Origin of the sequence: uncultured Campylobacter sp., assembly GCF_905373215.1 — a bacterium.
GTDB lineage: Bacteria > Campylobacterota > Campylobacteria > Campylobacterales > Campylobacteraceae > Campylobacter_B.
Genome location: NZ_CAJPRT010000007.1, coordinates 62,130 through 77,217, shown reverse-complemented (window position 1 = coordinate 77,217; position 15,088 = coordinate 62,130). Strand labels below are relative to the sequence as shown.

Genomic DNA, 15,088 nt, shown 5'->3' with positions numbered 1-15,088 from the left:
CAAAGGGCTCCCGCGTGAAAATAAAACGCTAAAAACACGCGATAAAACAAAATTCTAAAAATTCCGAATTCCAAGTACGACGGAATTCGGAATTTTAAATCTAAAATTTTAAAATCAAAATTTATTGATTTCAAACGAAGCGCGAAACTACTCAGCTATGCTAGAAACCGGCATTTGCAACCATTAAGACTAAAAGCCGCGTCTAGCGTTTTAAAAAGCCTATGAGCCTTTTGCATTTATATATTAAAATCACAAAAATTGCATTTGCGTTATTAAAATTATGGCATTTCTTGGCAACAATATAGGCTAATTCGCATAAAATCAGCCTGCACACGTTAAAATTTAATCAATAATGTAATTTGGTAAGATTTGTCGCGATAAAATAGTCTTATTATCATGCTTATCTTTAAAATTTACTCCATTGCGCCGCTCTAATTAAGGCTAATTTATTAGGATTTGATAAATCGCGAATGCCCAGTCTCTGCCGCCGCATCTATTAACGCAATAGCAGATAAATTTCACACCCTCTTGTCGATAGCGCAACTACGCCACAAAAGCATATTAATACCGCGGAATTTATTAAATTCTTGAAATTTTTGATCTTTAAAATATTGCAAGACGGCTAGATCGCTAAAAATTTCATATTATTTGAATTGATTGTTAAAAATAGATTCGGAAGCATAGCCCCCGAATCTACGGATAAGATTAAATTCTTAGAATTTAATCGGATGGTGGTGGAAGTCGTCGTAAACGACTTTATTGGTTTGAAATTTAATGCGCTTAAGCTCGCGGATACGCAAAAATTCCTCTTCATCGATCTTTTTAATCTGAATCGCTGCCTTAAACGTAGGCGTTTTGGCGATTAGATCCCAGCCGCCGCTGGTTAGCTCGTTGCAGCAGCTCTCCCAGTAGTGATAAGACATCTGAATGATACCATCCATTATACACTCGGTGATGTCTGCCCTGATCGCGATATAGCCATAGCGGCTCCACGCGACGATGAAATCGCCCTGTGAAATTCCATATCTCTCAGCGAGTTTCGGATTCATTTCCGCAATCGGTCCTATCGCGTCGCCGCCCTGCTCGACGGTCTTAGAGCGCCTAGTCATCGCGCCTCCTGCGTACTCGTAAACCTTACGCGTAGTTAGAAGCTGGATTGGGAACTCTGCATCGGTCTTCTCGTCCACGGAGCCCGCCATTACAGGATAATCTTTCGGCATATTCATACGCTTTGCAAATTCCTCTTTGGCGCTTTCGATCTTGCTCTTATCGTCCACAAATAGAACCGGAACGAAATTTCCTTTACCGTCCGGGGTAAAGAATTTTTTATCAAGATACAATGCAGGTCCACCCATAGAATTCTCATCAGGGCACGGCCAGTGAAGTCCGTGGTATTTTTTGATGCGGTAATAGCTCATTCCGCCATAGTTGTGCGGAGCTACCCTGCGCACCTCTTCCCAAATCTGCTCTGGAGATTGAAATGTGAAATAATCCCCTAGACCTAGGCGTCTGGCAAGCTCGCAGATGATAGCCCAGTCTTGTCTAGCTTGTCCCGGAGGGGCAACTACAATCTCGCTATGCTGTACGCGGCGCTCTGCATTAGCATAAGTGCCCTCCTTCTCACCGCTGCAGGCTCCAGGAAGCACGACATCTGCTTTGCGGCTAGTCTCGGTTAAGAAAATATCTTGGATCACATACATCTCTACCTGCGAAATCGCGCGCAAGAAGTGGTTTGCGTTCGGATCGGTCATAACTGGATTTTCGCCCATCGTCCAGAAGAATTTTACCCTACCATCAAGAATTGCGTCAGGCACTTCGGTTTTATGAATGCCGATCTTGCCGTTTAGATGACCTTTTGGTAAATTCCACTGGCGCTCAAACCAATCACGGGCACTCTCGTCGGTTACGGCTTTATAGCCGGTAAATACGTTAGGAAGCATTCCCATATCGCAGCAGCCTTGAACGTTTTCTTGTCCGCGGATCGGTAGATCGCCACTGCCTAGCTCGCCTACGTTACCCGTTACGAGCATTAAATTTGAAATGTCGCAGACCGCGCCCACGCCGTGGTTGAAGTGAGTTACGCCCATGCCGTGCGTGATAACCGCAGGTCGCGTAGTAGCGTAAATTCTAGCCGCTTTTCTAATATCTTCAGCGTTTAACCTAGTGTATTTGGCTACGGCTTCAGGCGAATAATCCTTAACCGCCTCTTTTACATATTCAAAACCCTTGGTGTATTTCTCAACGAATTCGTGATTTACCAAATCCTCGTCGATAATAGCATGAATTAGAGCATTGATGACTGGGATATTATGCTCCGGCTCAAGCTGGAGGTGGATATCTGCGCGATTTGCAAATTCCGTCTTAACCGGGTCAATTACGATGAGTTTAGCGCCTCTATTTAGCGCTCTTTGAACATGCATAGCTACGATCGGGTGACCATTTTCCGGGTTTGAGCCGATCATCATAATGCAATTACTGTGAGTTCCGATCTCAGTAAAGCTATTTGTAGCCGCTCCGTTACCGATTGTTTTGGCAAGACCTGCCACAGTCGGAGCGTGTCAAATGCGCGCGCAGTGATCGATATTATTCGTGCCTAAAATTCTAAGTAGCTTCTGCGCTACGTAGTTATCCTCATGCGTACAGCGTGCGGAATAGTTTCCGGCTATCGCGTCGGCGCCGTATTTTTCTTTAACCTCGAGCATCTTTTTAGCAACCAAATCAAGCGCTTCGTCCCAGCTAGCCTCGACCAAATCGCCGTCTTTACTAAATTTGCCATTCTTTTTACGAATTAGCGGAGTAGTAAGCCTATCTCTAGAGCCTACGTAATTCCATCCGTAATAACCTTTTAAACATAAACAACCCTGATTTACGGGGTTGTCGCTTACGCCGGTTGCGGATTTGATATAATTATCTTCCGCAGTCAGCTCGATTTGACAGCCTGTGCCACAATAAGGGCATATGACCTTGCCTTTATTCGCCATATTTTCTCCTTTCGAAAATACTAAACATGCAAAATTACCATATATGCAATTTCGGCACAATTATATAAATTCTTACCTAAAATAAAATTGAAATTTTGCCTTAAGCTAAAAGAATTTTTTCAATTATAATTAGGAGTAAGTTGGGGTAATTTCAGTAGTAATTTAAATTTTAAAATATACTTTAATACTGATATACTAGACTTTTAAAGCAAATAATCAACGAAGCGGTTTAAAAAAGAAATTAGTTTTTAAATTTAAGCTTTTAAAGCAAATTTATCAAATAAATTCCAAATATCGTCAGATAAATGACGGATTTTTTTTACGTACTTAAATATAATTACACCAAAATTTTTAGTAAAAAATTTTTAAAATTCCTTAAGTCAAGGAGAAAGGTATGAAACAACATAAATTTGTAATCTGCGATTACAAACGATGTATCGGTTGCACGACGTGCATGGCAGCCTGTTACTCAAGTGCCTACGAGCGCGGCAAGCTTGCTAAATCGCGACTTACCGTGCTTAGACAGGCTTACGGCGTTATGCCTACGCAGTGCAGGCAGTGCGATGACGGACCATGCGCAAATGTCTGCCCTACCGGTGCGCTTCGCTTCGATAATAACTATATCGAATTACACGAAGAAATTTGCATCGGATGCAAGATGTGTACGCTCGCCTGTCCTTATGGCGCGATCAGCTCGAATGCCGAGCTTATGCCGTCAGTAAATTATGCGGTCGAGCCGAAGTATTATCTCGAGATCGAAAGCCAAGCGGGTGCCAAAAGCACCGCCATCAAATGCGATCTATGCAACGGACGCGAGAATGGTCCTGCATGCGTCGAGGTTTGCCCAACTAGCGCTATCATTATGATAGATCCTAAAGAGGGTAAGCATAAATTGGGCTTTGCGATAGACTACGATGCGGCTAATGCTTTTGCAAAAGACGTGTTAAACGGCGAAATCAGTTGCGTCGCCAAAAAAGAAGGAGGCGCAAAATGATAAGCGTCTATACTTTATTTATCGTCAGTGCAGTAATCAGTATTCTTTTATACTGCGCTCCAAAAACTGCCGTTAAGGTTGGATTTGGATTAGGTGCTATCAGCTGTTTTTATGCAATGTGTCATTTCGTAGCCAATATGGGCGTAAGCGACAGCTTCGTTTTGGGCGGCACTTTCTTATATGCGCCAAAATTTGCTTTAAGCCCGCTTGGAAATTTCTTTAGCTTCGTAGTCGTTTTTATAGGTTTTGCAAGCAGCGTTTACGGTATGAGCTATGCTGAGGAATATATCGGAAAGGCAAATATCGGCGTTTTTGCATGTTTATTTAATACATTCATCTTATCTATGCTTTTAGTCATCAGCGCAGATAATGTATTTTGCTTCGCTGTTTTATGGGAGCTTATGACACTAATCTCGTCATTTCTAATCATAGTAAACGACGGCAAAGGCACGCTAAAAGCCGTTATGGTATATCTAGGTATAGCGCAGATCGGTGCATTTTGTATCACCTGTGGATTACTTATCATTGCAAACTACGCAGGCAGCTTCGAATTTGCAGAGTGGGGAAAAGTAAATATGCCTATGGGCGCTTCTGTAGCAGCATTCATCTTGTTTTTGATCGGCTTCGGCTCAAAAGCGGGAATGTGGCCTTTTCACGTTTGGCTACCGCAAGCTCACCCTGCGGCTCCATCGAATGTCTCTGCACTGATGAGCGGCGTTATGATTAAAGTAGCGCTCTTTACGCTTGTTAAATTTACGTTATTTTTGCCGCTAAGCATCTATTTTGGACTTGCAGTTTTGATCCTAGGAGCAGCCAGCTCGCTTTTCGGCGTTTTATACGCGTTGTGCCAGCACGACTTCAAAGCGCTTCTTGCGTACCACTCGGTTGAAAATATCGGCATTATCTTGCTGGGTCTTGGCACCGGAATTTACGGCGTCGCAGCAGGCAATGTAACGCTAGCTGCAGTCGGATTTTTAGCAGGCTGCTACCACGTAGTAAACCACGCAATATTCAAAGGCCTTTTATTCTTATGCGCAGGCTCAGTAATCCACGCTACTCATACGCAAAATATGGATGTGCTAGGAGGTCTAGCTAAAAAAATGCCTCTAACTGCTGTCGGTATGTTTATCGGCATCATGGGTATCGCAGCGCTTCCTCCGGTAAACGGCTTCGTCTCAGAGTGGTTTACCTATCAAGGAATGCTTCAAGGTGCTAAGGAAAGCGGAATTTTCATTAGATACGCCTTCTCTTTAGCAGTGGTCGCTCTTGCACTTACCGGCGTTTTGGTCGGTATGCACCTTAAGCTTTATGCGGTAATCTTCGCAGGAACCCCAAGGGATGAAAAAATTTGGGAAAATGCGAAAGAAAGCCCATTAGGAATGGTTTTAGGAATGATCATTTTGATGATAGGCTGCGTAGGATTTGGCGTAGGCGCGCACTTCATAGTAGATTACATAATGCAGGCGGTAAATTCTATCACTTCCAATAGCGGATATGCCGCAAGCCTAGGCGCTTCGTCAATCACTTCGCCTTTGGGAAGTATCGTCTCAACTCCTCTTATTGCAGTGATTTTGTGCTCTACAATGCTGCTTCCGTTTATCATCCTAGCGGTTATGAAAGCAAATCGTGACAAACCTCGCGAGACTGATCCTTGGGCATGCGGCTTTAAATATAGCCCTCGCATGCAAATGACCGGCGGTCCTTTTACCGGCGATTTAAGAAAGATTATGGACTGGTTATTTAGAGGTCATAAACGCAGAATAGAGCAAAACGGCTACTTCGGACCGATCGAGTATCACAACCACCCACAAGACATTTGGTGGACGATGATTTATCAACCGGTAATCGATTGGAGTAAGAAGATCGCTGATAAGATAGGAATTATTCAAAGCGGCTATGCAAATTTATATACGCTTTACATCCTAATCTATCTTTGCGCGATACTGGGCGTCGGATATTTCTTGATCTAGGAGGTTTAAGATGCAGACTATACAAACTATATTTTTAATGATATTTCAAGTCGCGGTTATCGTCCTAGTCGCTCCACTCTTCGACGGTATGGCGAGAAAACTTCGAGCCAAGCTTCAGTCGAAACAAGGAAGCGATTTTTTCCAGACTTACCGCGATATTATTAAGCTTTTTAAGCGCGGCAGGACCGTTCCTGCGTGCAGCCACTGGGTATTTAGATGGGCGCCGTTTTTCCTTTTCGCTACTTCGGCGGCGATTTTGGCGGCTATTCCTATTACATACAGCAAAGATACTCTTTTCGGAGCGTATTCAGATATTTTCGTTATCCTATATCTAGGCGCGCTTTTGCGCTTCGTATTCGGTGCGGCTTCGATAGATAGCGGTAACCCGTTTGCTGCAACCGGCGGCGGACGCGAGCAGATGCTTGCCGTTTTTGTCGAACCTGTGATGATGATGTGCCTAATCGTAGTAATGATGGCTGCGGGAACTTCAAATTTAGTTGAGATCCAGCAGATGGTACGCAGCGGTCAGATCGGCTATCAAATTCCAAGCTTTGCTGTCGCTTCGATTGCGTTTTTATGGTGTATGTATGTCGAGACCGGCAGAAAGCCATTTGATCTTGCCGAAGCCGAGCAAGAGCTTCAAGAAGGACTTTTGGGCGAATATGCAGGCAGCGATCTAGGCTTAGTGCAAGCGGCGCTTATTTTGAAGCAATTTGCGATGATCGGATTATTCCTAACGATATTTGAGCCGTGGAATTTTAGCAATCCGCTTTTAGCGATCATAATCTTCGTGCTAAAAACCGGCGTATTTTACGTAGCAGCCGTTTTCATCGACAACTTTGGACCACGCTTTAGAATGACTTCGAGCATGCGCAAAATTTCATGCGGTGCTCTTGCCATCGCTTTTGCGGCATTAACGCTTTACGTAGTAGGATTTTAAGATGAATAGTATCGATATTTTAGCAATTTGTATGATCGTAACGTCACTCGCGGTATTCGGACTTAGAAATTTAAAGCTTTCGATCGGAATTTACGCGATTCAGACGCTACTTTTGGTAAGCATATTTTTTATGCTGTATTCTAACTTCAATGCGCCGCAGCTTAGAATTTGGGCGATAGTGGCGTTTTTTACGAAGGTTATTTTCGTGCCAGGAATTTTATTTTGGCTAGTTAAAAAGCTGGATGTGATCAGCGAGGATGAGCCGGTAGGCGGCTTTTTCGTAAGCCCCGTTATTGCGATGGGATTTTCGCTAGCGATTGCGATGACAATCAATCCGATCTTGCTTCAATTCTCTCTTATTCAAGAAAGAATCGTTCTAATAGCGGCAGTAACCGTATTTATGATGGGAATTTTTGGCTTCATGCTAAGAAATTCTTTCATCAAGCAAATTCTAGCCTACTGCCTATTTGAAAACGGCATCCACCTAAGCCTTGCACTTATGGCTTACAACTCTCACGAGCTAGTCGAGCTTGGAATTTTAACCGACGCGATCTTTGCGGTTATCATTATGAGCGTTTTGGCGGTTAGATTTTACAAAGCTTATGACGGACTTGATACGTCTAAAGCTTCGAATTTAAGGGGTTAATGATGAATAGTTTAGCTTTTATATTAATTTTTCCGTTGCTCGGAGCGCTGATATTATTCTTATGCCCTAAGAATTTCAAGCTCCTAAGCACGCTACACGTTTTGATTTCTGGGTTTACATCCGCAGGGCTCCTCTGTAACGTAGGCAAGCTTATCAGCGGCAACTTTGAGGCTTTTTACGCATACGATAAATTTCTATTCCTAGATAGCCTAGGCTGCGTATTTTTAGTGCTAATCGCCGTAACGGGCTTTTTGGTAAATTTATACTCCACCACCTATATGAAGTGGGAGATACAGGGCGGTCATCTAGATCTTAGCGATCTTAGAAAATACTATGCGCTCTGCCACGTTTTCGTTTTTACGATGACGCTTAGCGTTATCTGCAACAACGTCGCGTTTATGTGGGCTGCAGTAGAGGCCACTACGTTAGCATCGGTATTTTTGGTCGCTATTCATAAAGATAAAAAATCTACCGAGAGCGGTTACAAATATATCGTCATCTGCTCGATCGGCTTAGCGTTTGCGCTTTATGCGACCGTTTTACTATATGCGGCTACATTCAAAATCACAGGCGACGGCGAGGCTTCGATGCTTTGGACGAGCATTATGGATCACGCCAAAGGCTTAAACAAAGATGCCGCTAAGCTTATCTTTATATTCGCTCTAATCGGCTTTGGAACCAAAGCAGGACTTGCTCCTACTCACACTTGGCTTCCTGACGTTCACGCAGAAGGTCCGGCTCCGATTTCGGCACTACTTTCGGGTGTGCTTTTAAAATGTGCGATGCTAGCGATATTTAGATACTATGCCGTCACAGCCCAAGCCGTGAATTTCAGCTTCGTTCAATCGGTTATGCTGATTTCGGGCACGATCACGCTATTTATAGCAGGAATTTTCCTTGTTCGCCAACACGACGTAAAAAGGATGTTTGCTTACCACTCAGTCGTTCATATGGGTGTTATTGCATTTGCGCTAGGCATCGGCGGATATTTTGGCTTGCTTGCCGCGATCTTTCACTGCTTAGCTCACAGCTTTACCAAGGCTCTTGCATTCTGCTCTACCGGTAATATCGCTAGAATTTATGGTCACAAAGATATGACTAGAATGGGCGGTATGGTAAAAATCGCTCCGCTTACTACGATAATGTTTGGTGCTGCGGTTTGCTCGCTCGTAGGTGTTCCTGCATTTGCGATATTCGTAAGCGAATTTAACGTTTTCAAAGGCGCGATAGCCAGCGGTCAATACATAGCTGTAGCATTATTTGCGATCGCGCTCGTAATTATTTTCATCGCGGACTTCGCGCACTTTAATCTAGCGAGCTTCGGTACGCCTAAAGGTGAAGTGGTTTATGCTAAAGAGATGAGCTTGTTTGAAAATTTACCGCTAATCTTGCTTTGCGCTTTAGTGATAATTTTCGGCGTATGGCACGTAGGCGATTTTTGGATGCTCGTCGAAAACGGCGTTAGAATAATGATGAGAGGTTAAAAATGAGAGGCGATAAATTTATAGAAATTTTAAAGACCAAAGTCAAGGTCTTAGAAGTTACCCGCCAAGCCGAGGATCAAATCACCGTTTTAGTGGATAGAAATGATCTGCCGCTTGCGGTTAAGACGCTATATTATGACATCGGTGGTTTTATCAGCACGATGATCCCTAACGATGAGCGCGAGCTAAACGGAAATTTCGCGCTTTACTATGCGATATCTATGGAAGGTGGCAAAATGACCGAAGCGGAGGATTTTGCCGCAGAGGATAAATGCTTCATCACCGTTAGGACGCTAATTCCCGGATCGGATCCTACATTCCCGTCGGTTACTCCTTTAGTGCCTGCTTGCGTATGGTACGAAAGAGAAGCCTTCGACATGTTCGGCTTAATCGCCGAAGGCTTGCCTGATAAACGTCGTTTGGTGTTAAGCGACGATTGGCCGGATGGACTTCATCCGCTTCGCAAAGACGCAATGGACTACCGCTATAGGCCCGATCCTGTAGATCATAAAGACGAGCCTAATGCAGAGTTTTTATTTCCTAGCGGCGACGGCGTAGTGGATGTTCCGCTTGGACCTCTTCACGTAACGAGCGATGAGCCGGGACACTTTAGACTATTTTGCGACGGCGATGAGATTATAGACGCGGACTACCGCTTGTTTTATCAACACCGCGGTATGGAGAAGCTAGCTGAAAATCGCATGAATTACGATCAGATGGGCTATTTAGCAGAGCGCGTCTGCGGAATTTGCGGCTACGCTCACGCGATTGCGTGTATTGAAGCAGCAGAGAAAGCCATCAAGCTTGAAATTCCGCTTCGTGCGCAAGCCATCCGCGTCATCTGCCTTGAGATCGAGCGCCTTCACAGCCATCTTTTAAATATCGGTCTAGCCTGCGAGGTAACAGGTAACTACAACGCCTTTATGCATATCTTTAGGGTGCGCGAATACTCCATGGAGCTAGCTCAGCTAGTAACCGGCGGCCGCAAGACTTACGGCAATGTAATTATGGGCGGACTTCGCCGTGATATGACCGATAATGAAATTCGCAAGAGCATCGAGATCATCAACAAGCTCGACGTTCAAATTTCAGAAATTTGGGACGCCGTTATGGAGGATAAACGCCAAATCGGTCGCTGGAAGGGTGTGGGCGTATTAGATCGCAAAGTGGCGCGTGATTTTAGCCCGGTAGGTCCAAATATGAGAGCTTCCGGTTTTAAACGCGACAACCGCTACGATCACCCTTATGATTTCTTCAACAAGATAGAATTCGAAGTAGCCGTAGAGCACGGTGGCGATGTATTCAGTCGCGAAGTCGTAAGATATAAAGAGCTTAAACAATCGATCCACATCATCAGGCAGTGCTTGCATCAAATGCCGCAAACTCCGATAATGATCGATCCACAGACTATGATCAGACCGGAAAACTACGCTTTAGGTCACGACGAAGCACCGCGCGGCGAAAACGTCCACTGGATCATGCAAGGAAACGCACAGAAGGTTTACCGCTGGAGATGTCGCGCCGCTACGTATAACAACTGGCCGAGCTTACGATTTCAATTCCGCGGAAATAACATCTCCGATGCGGCGCTAATCGTATGCTCGATGGATCCGTGCTACTCATGCACCGAGCGCGTAACTTTAGTCGATATTAATAGCGGAAAGAGTAAAATTCTAACCGAAAAAGACCTTAAGAAATTTTGCCAAGACGGCAAGGTTAGCAAAAAGGATTTAAGATGATGAAATTATTCGACATTACCGAAAAATATGGTAAGGCGACCTATGCTTATCCGTTTGAGCCATACATCGTGCCCGAGAATTTTCGCGGGCAGCCTGAATACACCTATGAGCTTTGCATAGGCTGTGCTGCATGCGGTATCGCCTGCCCATCCAATGCGATCGAGCTTAAGATGAACGAAGCCCAAACTAAACTAATTTGGGAATTTGATTGCGGACGCTGCATATTTTGTGGTCGCTGCGACGAGGTATGCCCTACGGGAGCGGTAAGGCTAGGCAATAGCTTTGAGCTAGCGGTAAAATTTGATAAAAGCGCGCTTATCCAACACGGCGAGCTTGAGATGGAAAAATGCAGCTGCTGCGGCAAGCCGATGACCCCAAAAAGGCTCATCAATTACACGCTAGAAAAGCTAAGTACTGCAAATTTGCTTCCAGGCAGATTAGAAGAAGCTAAAAAATATCTCTATATCTGTCCTGAATGCAAAAAAGCTCAAGCGGTCGAGAGAATGACTAAAGGTATAGAGGAGGCAATAAAATGAGTTTGTATCAAGTCCCCGAAAATATTAAAAACGCAAACGATCTAACCGCAAAATTGGAGCTTTTGAAAAATATCAAACGAAGCTTCAGCGTTTATCGTATCGACTGCGGAAGTTGCAACGGCTGTGAAATCGAAATTTTTGCTTCTATCACGCCGATGTGGGATCCGGAGCGCTTCGGATTTAAACTCGTAGCCAACCCTCGCCACGCAGATATCTTAGTCTGCACCGGCCCGGTTACTCGCCAGATGTATTATCCGCTGCTCCGCGCTTATGAGGCTACGCCTGATCCAAAGATCGTAGTGGCTCTGGGAGCCTGCGGAAGCACTGGTGGAATTTTTCATGACGCATATAGCGTATGGAGTGGTATCGATAAGATTGTACCGGTAGATGTTTATATCCCAGGCTGCCCTCCGCATCCTGCTAGCATCATCTATGGTCTTGGCATGGCGCTTGGCATTATTGATCAAAAGCTTCAAAAGAAGAGCTACGAGCAAGATAGTACTCTTCCGCCACCGGTCAAGAATTCAGTTATAGGCGATATTTTATTCGAGCGCGATCTGCAAGCTGAAGCTAAGAGGCTGATGAGCTATATTTTCGGAAGAGTTTTATTCGCAAAATATATGGATGCGATCAAAACCTCATCTGACGTTCACGATCCAAAAGCTTCTCGCGAGGCTCTACTTAACGCTATCCATACCGAAGAGGATCCTAGATACGCGGAGTGCATGGCGCTATTACACAATGACGTGTATCTAAAATACGCCCGCGCTACGGAGGAATTTAAGATCGATCCACAAAAAGAGGTCTGGAGCAAACGATGATTGAGGTTTTTAAGCTTACAAAGCGGCATATGGACGAAAACGAAAATTTACCTAAAGAGCTAAAGGATATCAAGGTTTTTTCCACCTGCGTCGGTCATGGCGTAGGTACGATAGATTTTAGCGAAAAGGTGCTTGAGATAGACGATGAAGAATTTAAACGCATCATCGAGAACTCGGGCGACTATGTTAAATTTAAGATCGGTAACCTAAGCAAGTATTTCGAGATTGAAATTTTTGCCGAGCACGCAGCCAAGCTAATCCCTCAGCTTTGCGAATGTGAGCTTAAAGATCTGCTAAAAAATATGCGCGAAGGATATTTCGTGCTAAGGAAGGATTTTTGATGCGAAAGGCGTTGCTTTGTATCGGCAATCCCCTTCGCGGCGACGACGACGTGGGCAATGAAACAGGGCGAATAGTCGAGGCGAACTTAAAAGACTGGCGCGTTTTTTATGGGCAGGATGTGCCCGAAAACGAATTTGCAGCACTTAGGGAATTCGCCCCTGAAATTCTAATCGTAGTAGATGCGATGAGCGGCTTTGATGAGGATAAGATAGAATTTTTCGACCTCAGCAATGATCGCGACTATATCTACTCGACGCATAACCTACCTACGCCGGTGCTTCTAAGCTATCTGCGCAAAATTTGCCCAAAGACGCTGTTTTTGGGCATAAGCGTGCTGCTCGATAACGTCCTTGATTTTAAAGAAGGGCTAAGCGAGAGCGCAAAAAAAAGCGCGCAAAAAGCTTATGAGCGTATCTTAGAAATTGATTCAAATTTAAATGAGGAGGAGTAAATGTTAAATCCTGCAGAAACCGCGCAAGCGGTATCTAGTTCGATGCAACACAAGGCGCATACCCCGCTAATTAGCATAATTTTTCTAGCTATAATGGCGGGCGCTGCAATCGCTATGGGCGATATTTTCTGGGCTCACTCGACCGTCGGAATGGCTGAAAAGCAATCTATTGGCTTATCGAATTTCATCGGTGGTATCACCTTTAGCTGCGGTCTGATGATGGTGGTTTTTTACGGTGGGCATCTATTTACCAGCTCGGTTTTAACGGGCGTACCTGCCGCCGACGGCAAATTACCGCTAGGTAAAACTATCGGCTATTGGGCTATCGTTTGGTGCTTTAACTTCGTAGGCGGCGCGTTAATCGCGTATATGTATTATTACTCAGGACTTCCGCTTAAATATGACGGCTACATCTTGCAGCACTTCATTCCTGCGGCAGCAGGCAAAATAAACGCGCCTTTTCATGAGCTATTCATCCGCGGAATTTTTTGTAACGTGTTTGTATGTATGTCTATCTGGACTGCGACCAGCGAGAGCAATCTATCAGGCAAATTCTTTGCAATTATGTGGATGATCGGCGCATTCGTAGCTTGCTCGATGGAACACTGCGTGGCAAATATGTTTATCCTAACTGAAGGCATCATCGCTAAAGGCCACTACCTTGCGGCTGCAGGTGGCGATGTAAATGCTCTTGCAAGCTCGCTTCACGGCGTAACGGCAGCTCAAATAGATTCAATAAACTGGGGAAATTTCATCGTTAAAAATATGATCCCAGTTACGCTAGGCAACATCTGCGGCGGTCTATTTTTCGTAGGCTTGGTCGGATTTATGGTCAATAAATACGATATGAAAAAGAAAGACTAATCTATCGCGCTTCAGCACGATATAATCAACACGGCGCGGCACTTTGCCGCGCATTTTTAGTTTCTTAAATTTTAAAAATTCTCATACATAAAATTTCGCTCGATCCAAAATTTTAAATTCCATTGCAACCCATAAAATTCCAGCTTGATTTAAAATTTTAAATTCCATAGCCTGCCGCTAAATTTAAAATTCCAAAGCTTTGCGTTTTAGGATAGCGGATAAAATTCAAAAGTGAATTACGTGTTAAAATTTTAAGCAAATTCAAAACAGAATTTTAAACGAGACCACAAACCCAAATTTTATATAAGTTAAAATTTTAGACGAAATCCTAAGCGAAATTTGGGATGAAATTCCAAAACCAAGCTCTTGATAAAAATTTTACGCTGTAAATCTAGACAAAATTCTACACCGTAACTTTAGACAAAATTTCGCGCTTAAGCCGTAAGCTGCATAAATGCTTTAAAAACTCTAGCCCGCGCCTAAACACAGTAGCTAAGCAATCTGTCGTAGTCCAGGATCAAAAACTCGTGCTGACTGATTTTTTGAATTACGTTATCTTTTACAAGCTCGTTAAACGCGGTACTCGCGCTTTGACGCTTGAGCCCCACGAAGGATGAAAGCACCTTTAGCGAAAAGGGCAAAAAGACGTATTTGTAGCCATTTTGATGAAAATTCTGCTCGTTTGCAAGCTCGATCAAAAAGCTCGCGATGCGCCCTTTTGCATTTTCAAAAAGTATGGAACGCGTGATTTTGCGCTGCAGCAGAATTATCTCTGTTAAAATTTTTATATATGCCTCGCAAAAGCTGCGATTTGCCAAGATCTCCCCTAGTCCGCTCGCATCGATCGTGTAAATTTCGCTGTCCTCTAAAAACTCAAGCGCGCAAATTTCATTAAGAATAGTGATATTGTCCTTGTTTAGGTAGTTGATGATGAATTCCTCGCCGTCTTCAAAAAACGAAAGCTTCGCCTGCCCGCTTTTAAAAATAAAAACTTTAGGCGCCTCGCTATAAAAAACATAGCCTTTTTTGATGACTTGGTGCTCGAACATTGCAAGCTCCTCGTCGCTAAGCGTGGCGATAGCCTCGGTTTGCAGTAGTCCCAGCCGCGATTTTTCCATATAACCTCCAAAAGCTAAGAATTATACAATGAAATATTTAGACAAAGATAAAGCTGTGCGGACTAAATTTACTATCCGCGCTATAGCTGCGCATCTAGGTCGCCGGAGCTAATAAATTTTATAGCTATTAAAATTCTAAATTTTACCCGCGCTTTGCATCGCGTAAAATTTCAAAAATTAATTGAGCTTTATACGGCGAAAT

General features: G+C 44.0%; 13 protein-coding genes. 11 read left to right on the top strand and 2 right to left on the bottom strand.

All coding sequences use genetic code 11. The annotated features are described in order from the left end of the window. Positions 1-713: 713 nt before the first annotated feature. Positions 714-2,981 (bottom strand): molybdopterin-dependent oxidoreductase, encoded by a 2,268-nt coding sequence (locus tag QZ176_RS10425; protein WP_306528534.1) that lies wholly within the window; start codon positions 2,979-2,981, stop codon positions 714-716. 394 nt (positions 2,982-3,375) lie between these two features. Here QZ176_RS10425 and QZ176_RS05090 point away from each other — a divergent pair, with 394 nt between their 5' ends. From QZ176_RS05090 to QZ176_RS05040, 11 genes are read left to right on the top strand one after another with little or no spacing between them, the layout of a single operon-like run. Then, a complete protein-coding gene (locus tag QZ176_RS05090; protein WP_005871891.1) occupies positions 3,376-3,975 on the top strand; it encodes a 4Fe-4S dicluster domain-containing protein in 600 nt (199 codons plus the stop codon). After that, a complete protein-coding gene (locus tag QZ176_RS05085; protein ID WP_295151641.1) occupies positions 3,972-5,945 on the top strand; it encodes a proton-conducting transporter membrane subunit in 1,974 nt (657 codons plus the stop codon). Before QZ176_RS05090 ends, QZ176_RS05085 begins: the two co-directional genes overlap by 4 nt. Before the next feature lie 10 nt (positions 5,946-5,955). Next, positions 5,956-6,885 (top strand): NADH-quinone oxidoreductase subunit H, encoded by a 930-nt coding sequence (locus QZ176_RS05080; RefSeq protein WP_005871895.1) that lies wholly within the window; start codon positions 5,956-5,958, stop codon positions 6,883-6,885. Between the two features lies 1 nt (position 6,886). Then, entirely contained in the window at positions 6,887-7,531 is a 645-nt protein-coding gene (gene hyfE, locus QZ176_RS05075) for a hydrogenase 4 membrane subunit (RefSeq protein ID WP_005871898.1), read from the top strand. Between the two features lie 2 nt (positions 7,532-7,533). Next, positions 7,534-9,015, top strand: coding sequence for a hydrogenase 4 subunit F (locus tag QZ176_RS05070; RefSeq protein ID WP_295151638.1), 1,482 nt, complete (start codon positions 7,534-7,536; stop codon positions 9,013-9,015). Positions 9,016-9,017: 2 nt separating this feature from the next. Further along, on the top strand, positions 9,018-10,754 hold the full coding sequence (locus QZ176_RS05065; protein WP_005871901.1) for a hydrogenase large subunit: 1,737 nt from the start codon (positions 9,018-9,020) through the stop codon (positions 10,752-10,754). Next, positions 10,751-11,290, top strand: coding sequence for a formate hydrogenlyase complex iron-sulfur subunit (locus tag QZ176_RS05060; protein ID WP_295151635.1), 540 nt, complete (start codon positions 10,751-10,753; stop codon positions 11,288-11,290). Before QZ176_RS05065 ends, QZ176_RS05060 begins: the two co-directional genes overlap by 4 nt. Further along, positions 11,287-12,111 carry an NADH-quinone oxidoreductase subunit B family protein gene (locus QZ176_RS05055; protein WP_295151633.1) on the top strand — a complete coding sequence of 275 codons (825 nt, stop codon included), beginning with the start codon at positions 11,287-11,289 and terminating at the stop codon, positions 12,109-12,111. Before QZ176_RS05060 ends, QZ176_RS05055 begins: the two co-directional genes overlap by 4 nt. Further along, positions 12,108-12,452 (top strand): formate hydrogenlyase maturation HycH family protein, encoded by a 345-nt coding sequence (locus QZ176_RS05050; RefSeq protein ID WP_005871907.1) that lies wholly within the window; start codon positions 12,108-12,110, stop codon positions 12,450-12,452. The genes QZ176_RS05055 and QZ176_RS05050 overlap by 4 nt, the downstream gene beginning before the upstream one ends. After that, on the top strand, positions 12,452-12,904 hold the full coding sequence (locus QZ176_RS05045; protein ID WP_291936428.1) for a hydrogenase 3 maturation endopeptidase HyCI: 453 nt from the start codon (positions 12,452-12,454) through the stop codon (positions 12,902-12,904). The genes QZ176_RS05050 and QZ176_RS05045 overlap by 1 nt, the downstream gene beginning before the upstream one ends. Then, complete coding sequence (locus tag QZ176_RS05040; protein ID WP_005871911.1) at positions 12,905-13,768, top strand: formate/nitrite transporter family protein; 864 nt, start codon at positions 12,905-12,907, stop codon at positions 13,766-13,768. Between the two features lie 479 nt (positions 13,769-14,247). Here the strand turns inward: QZ176_RS05040 and QZ176_RS05035 are convergent, their stop codons facing one another. Next, positions 14,248-14,886: a Crp/Fnr family transcriptional regulator gene (locus tag QZ176_RS05035; protein WP_005871915.1), complete on the bottom strand. Its 639-nt coding sequence runs from the start codon at positions 14,884-14,886 to the stop codon at positions 14,248-14,250. Positions 14,887-15,088 lie beyond the last annotated feature (202 nt).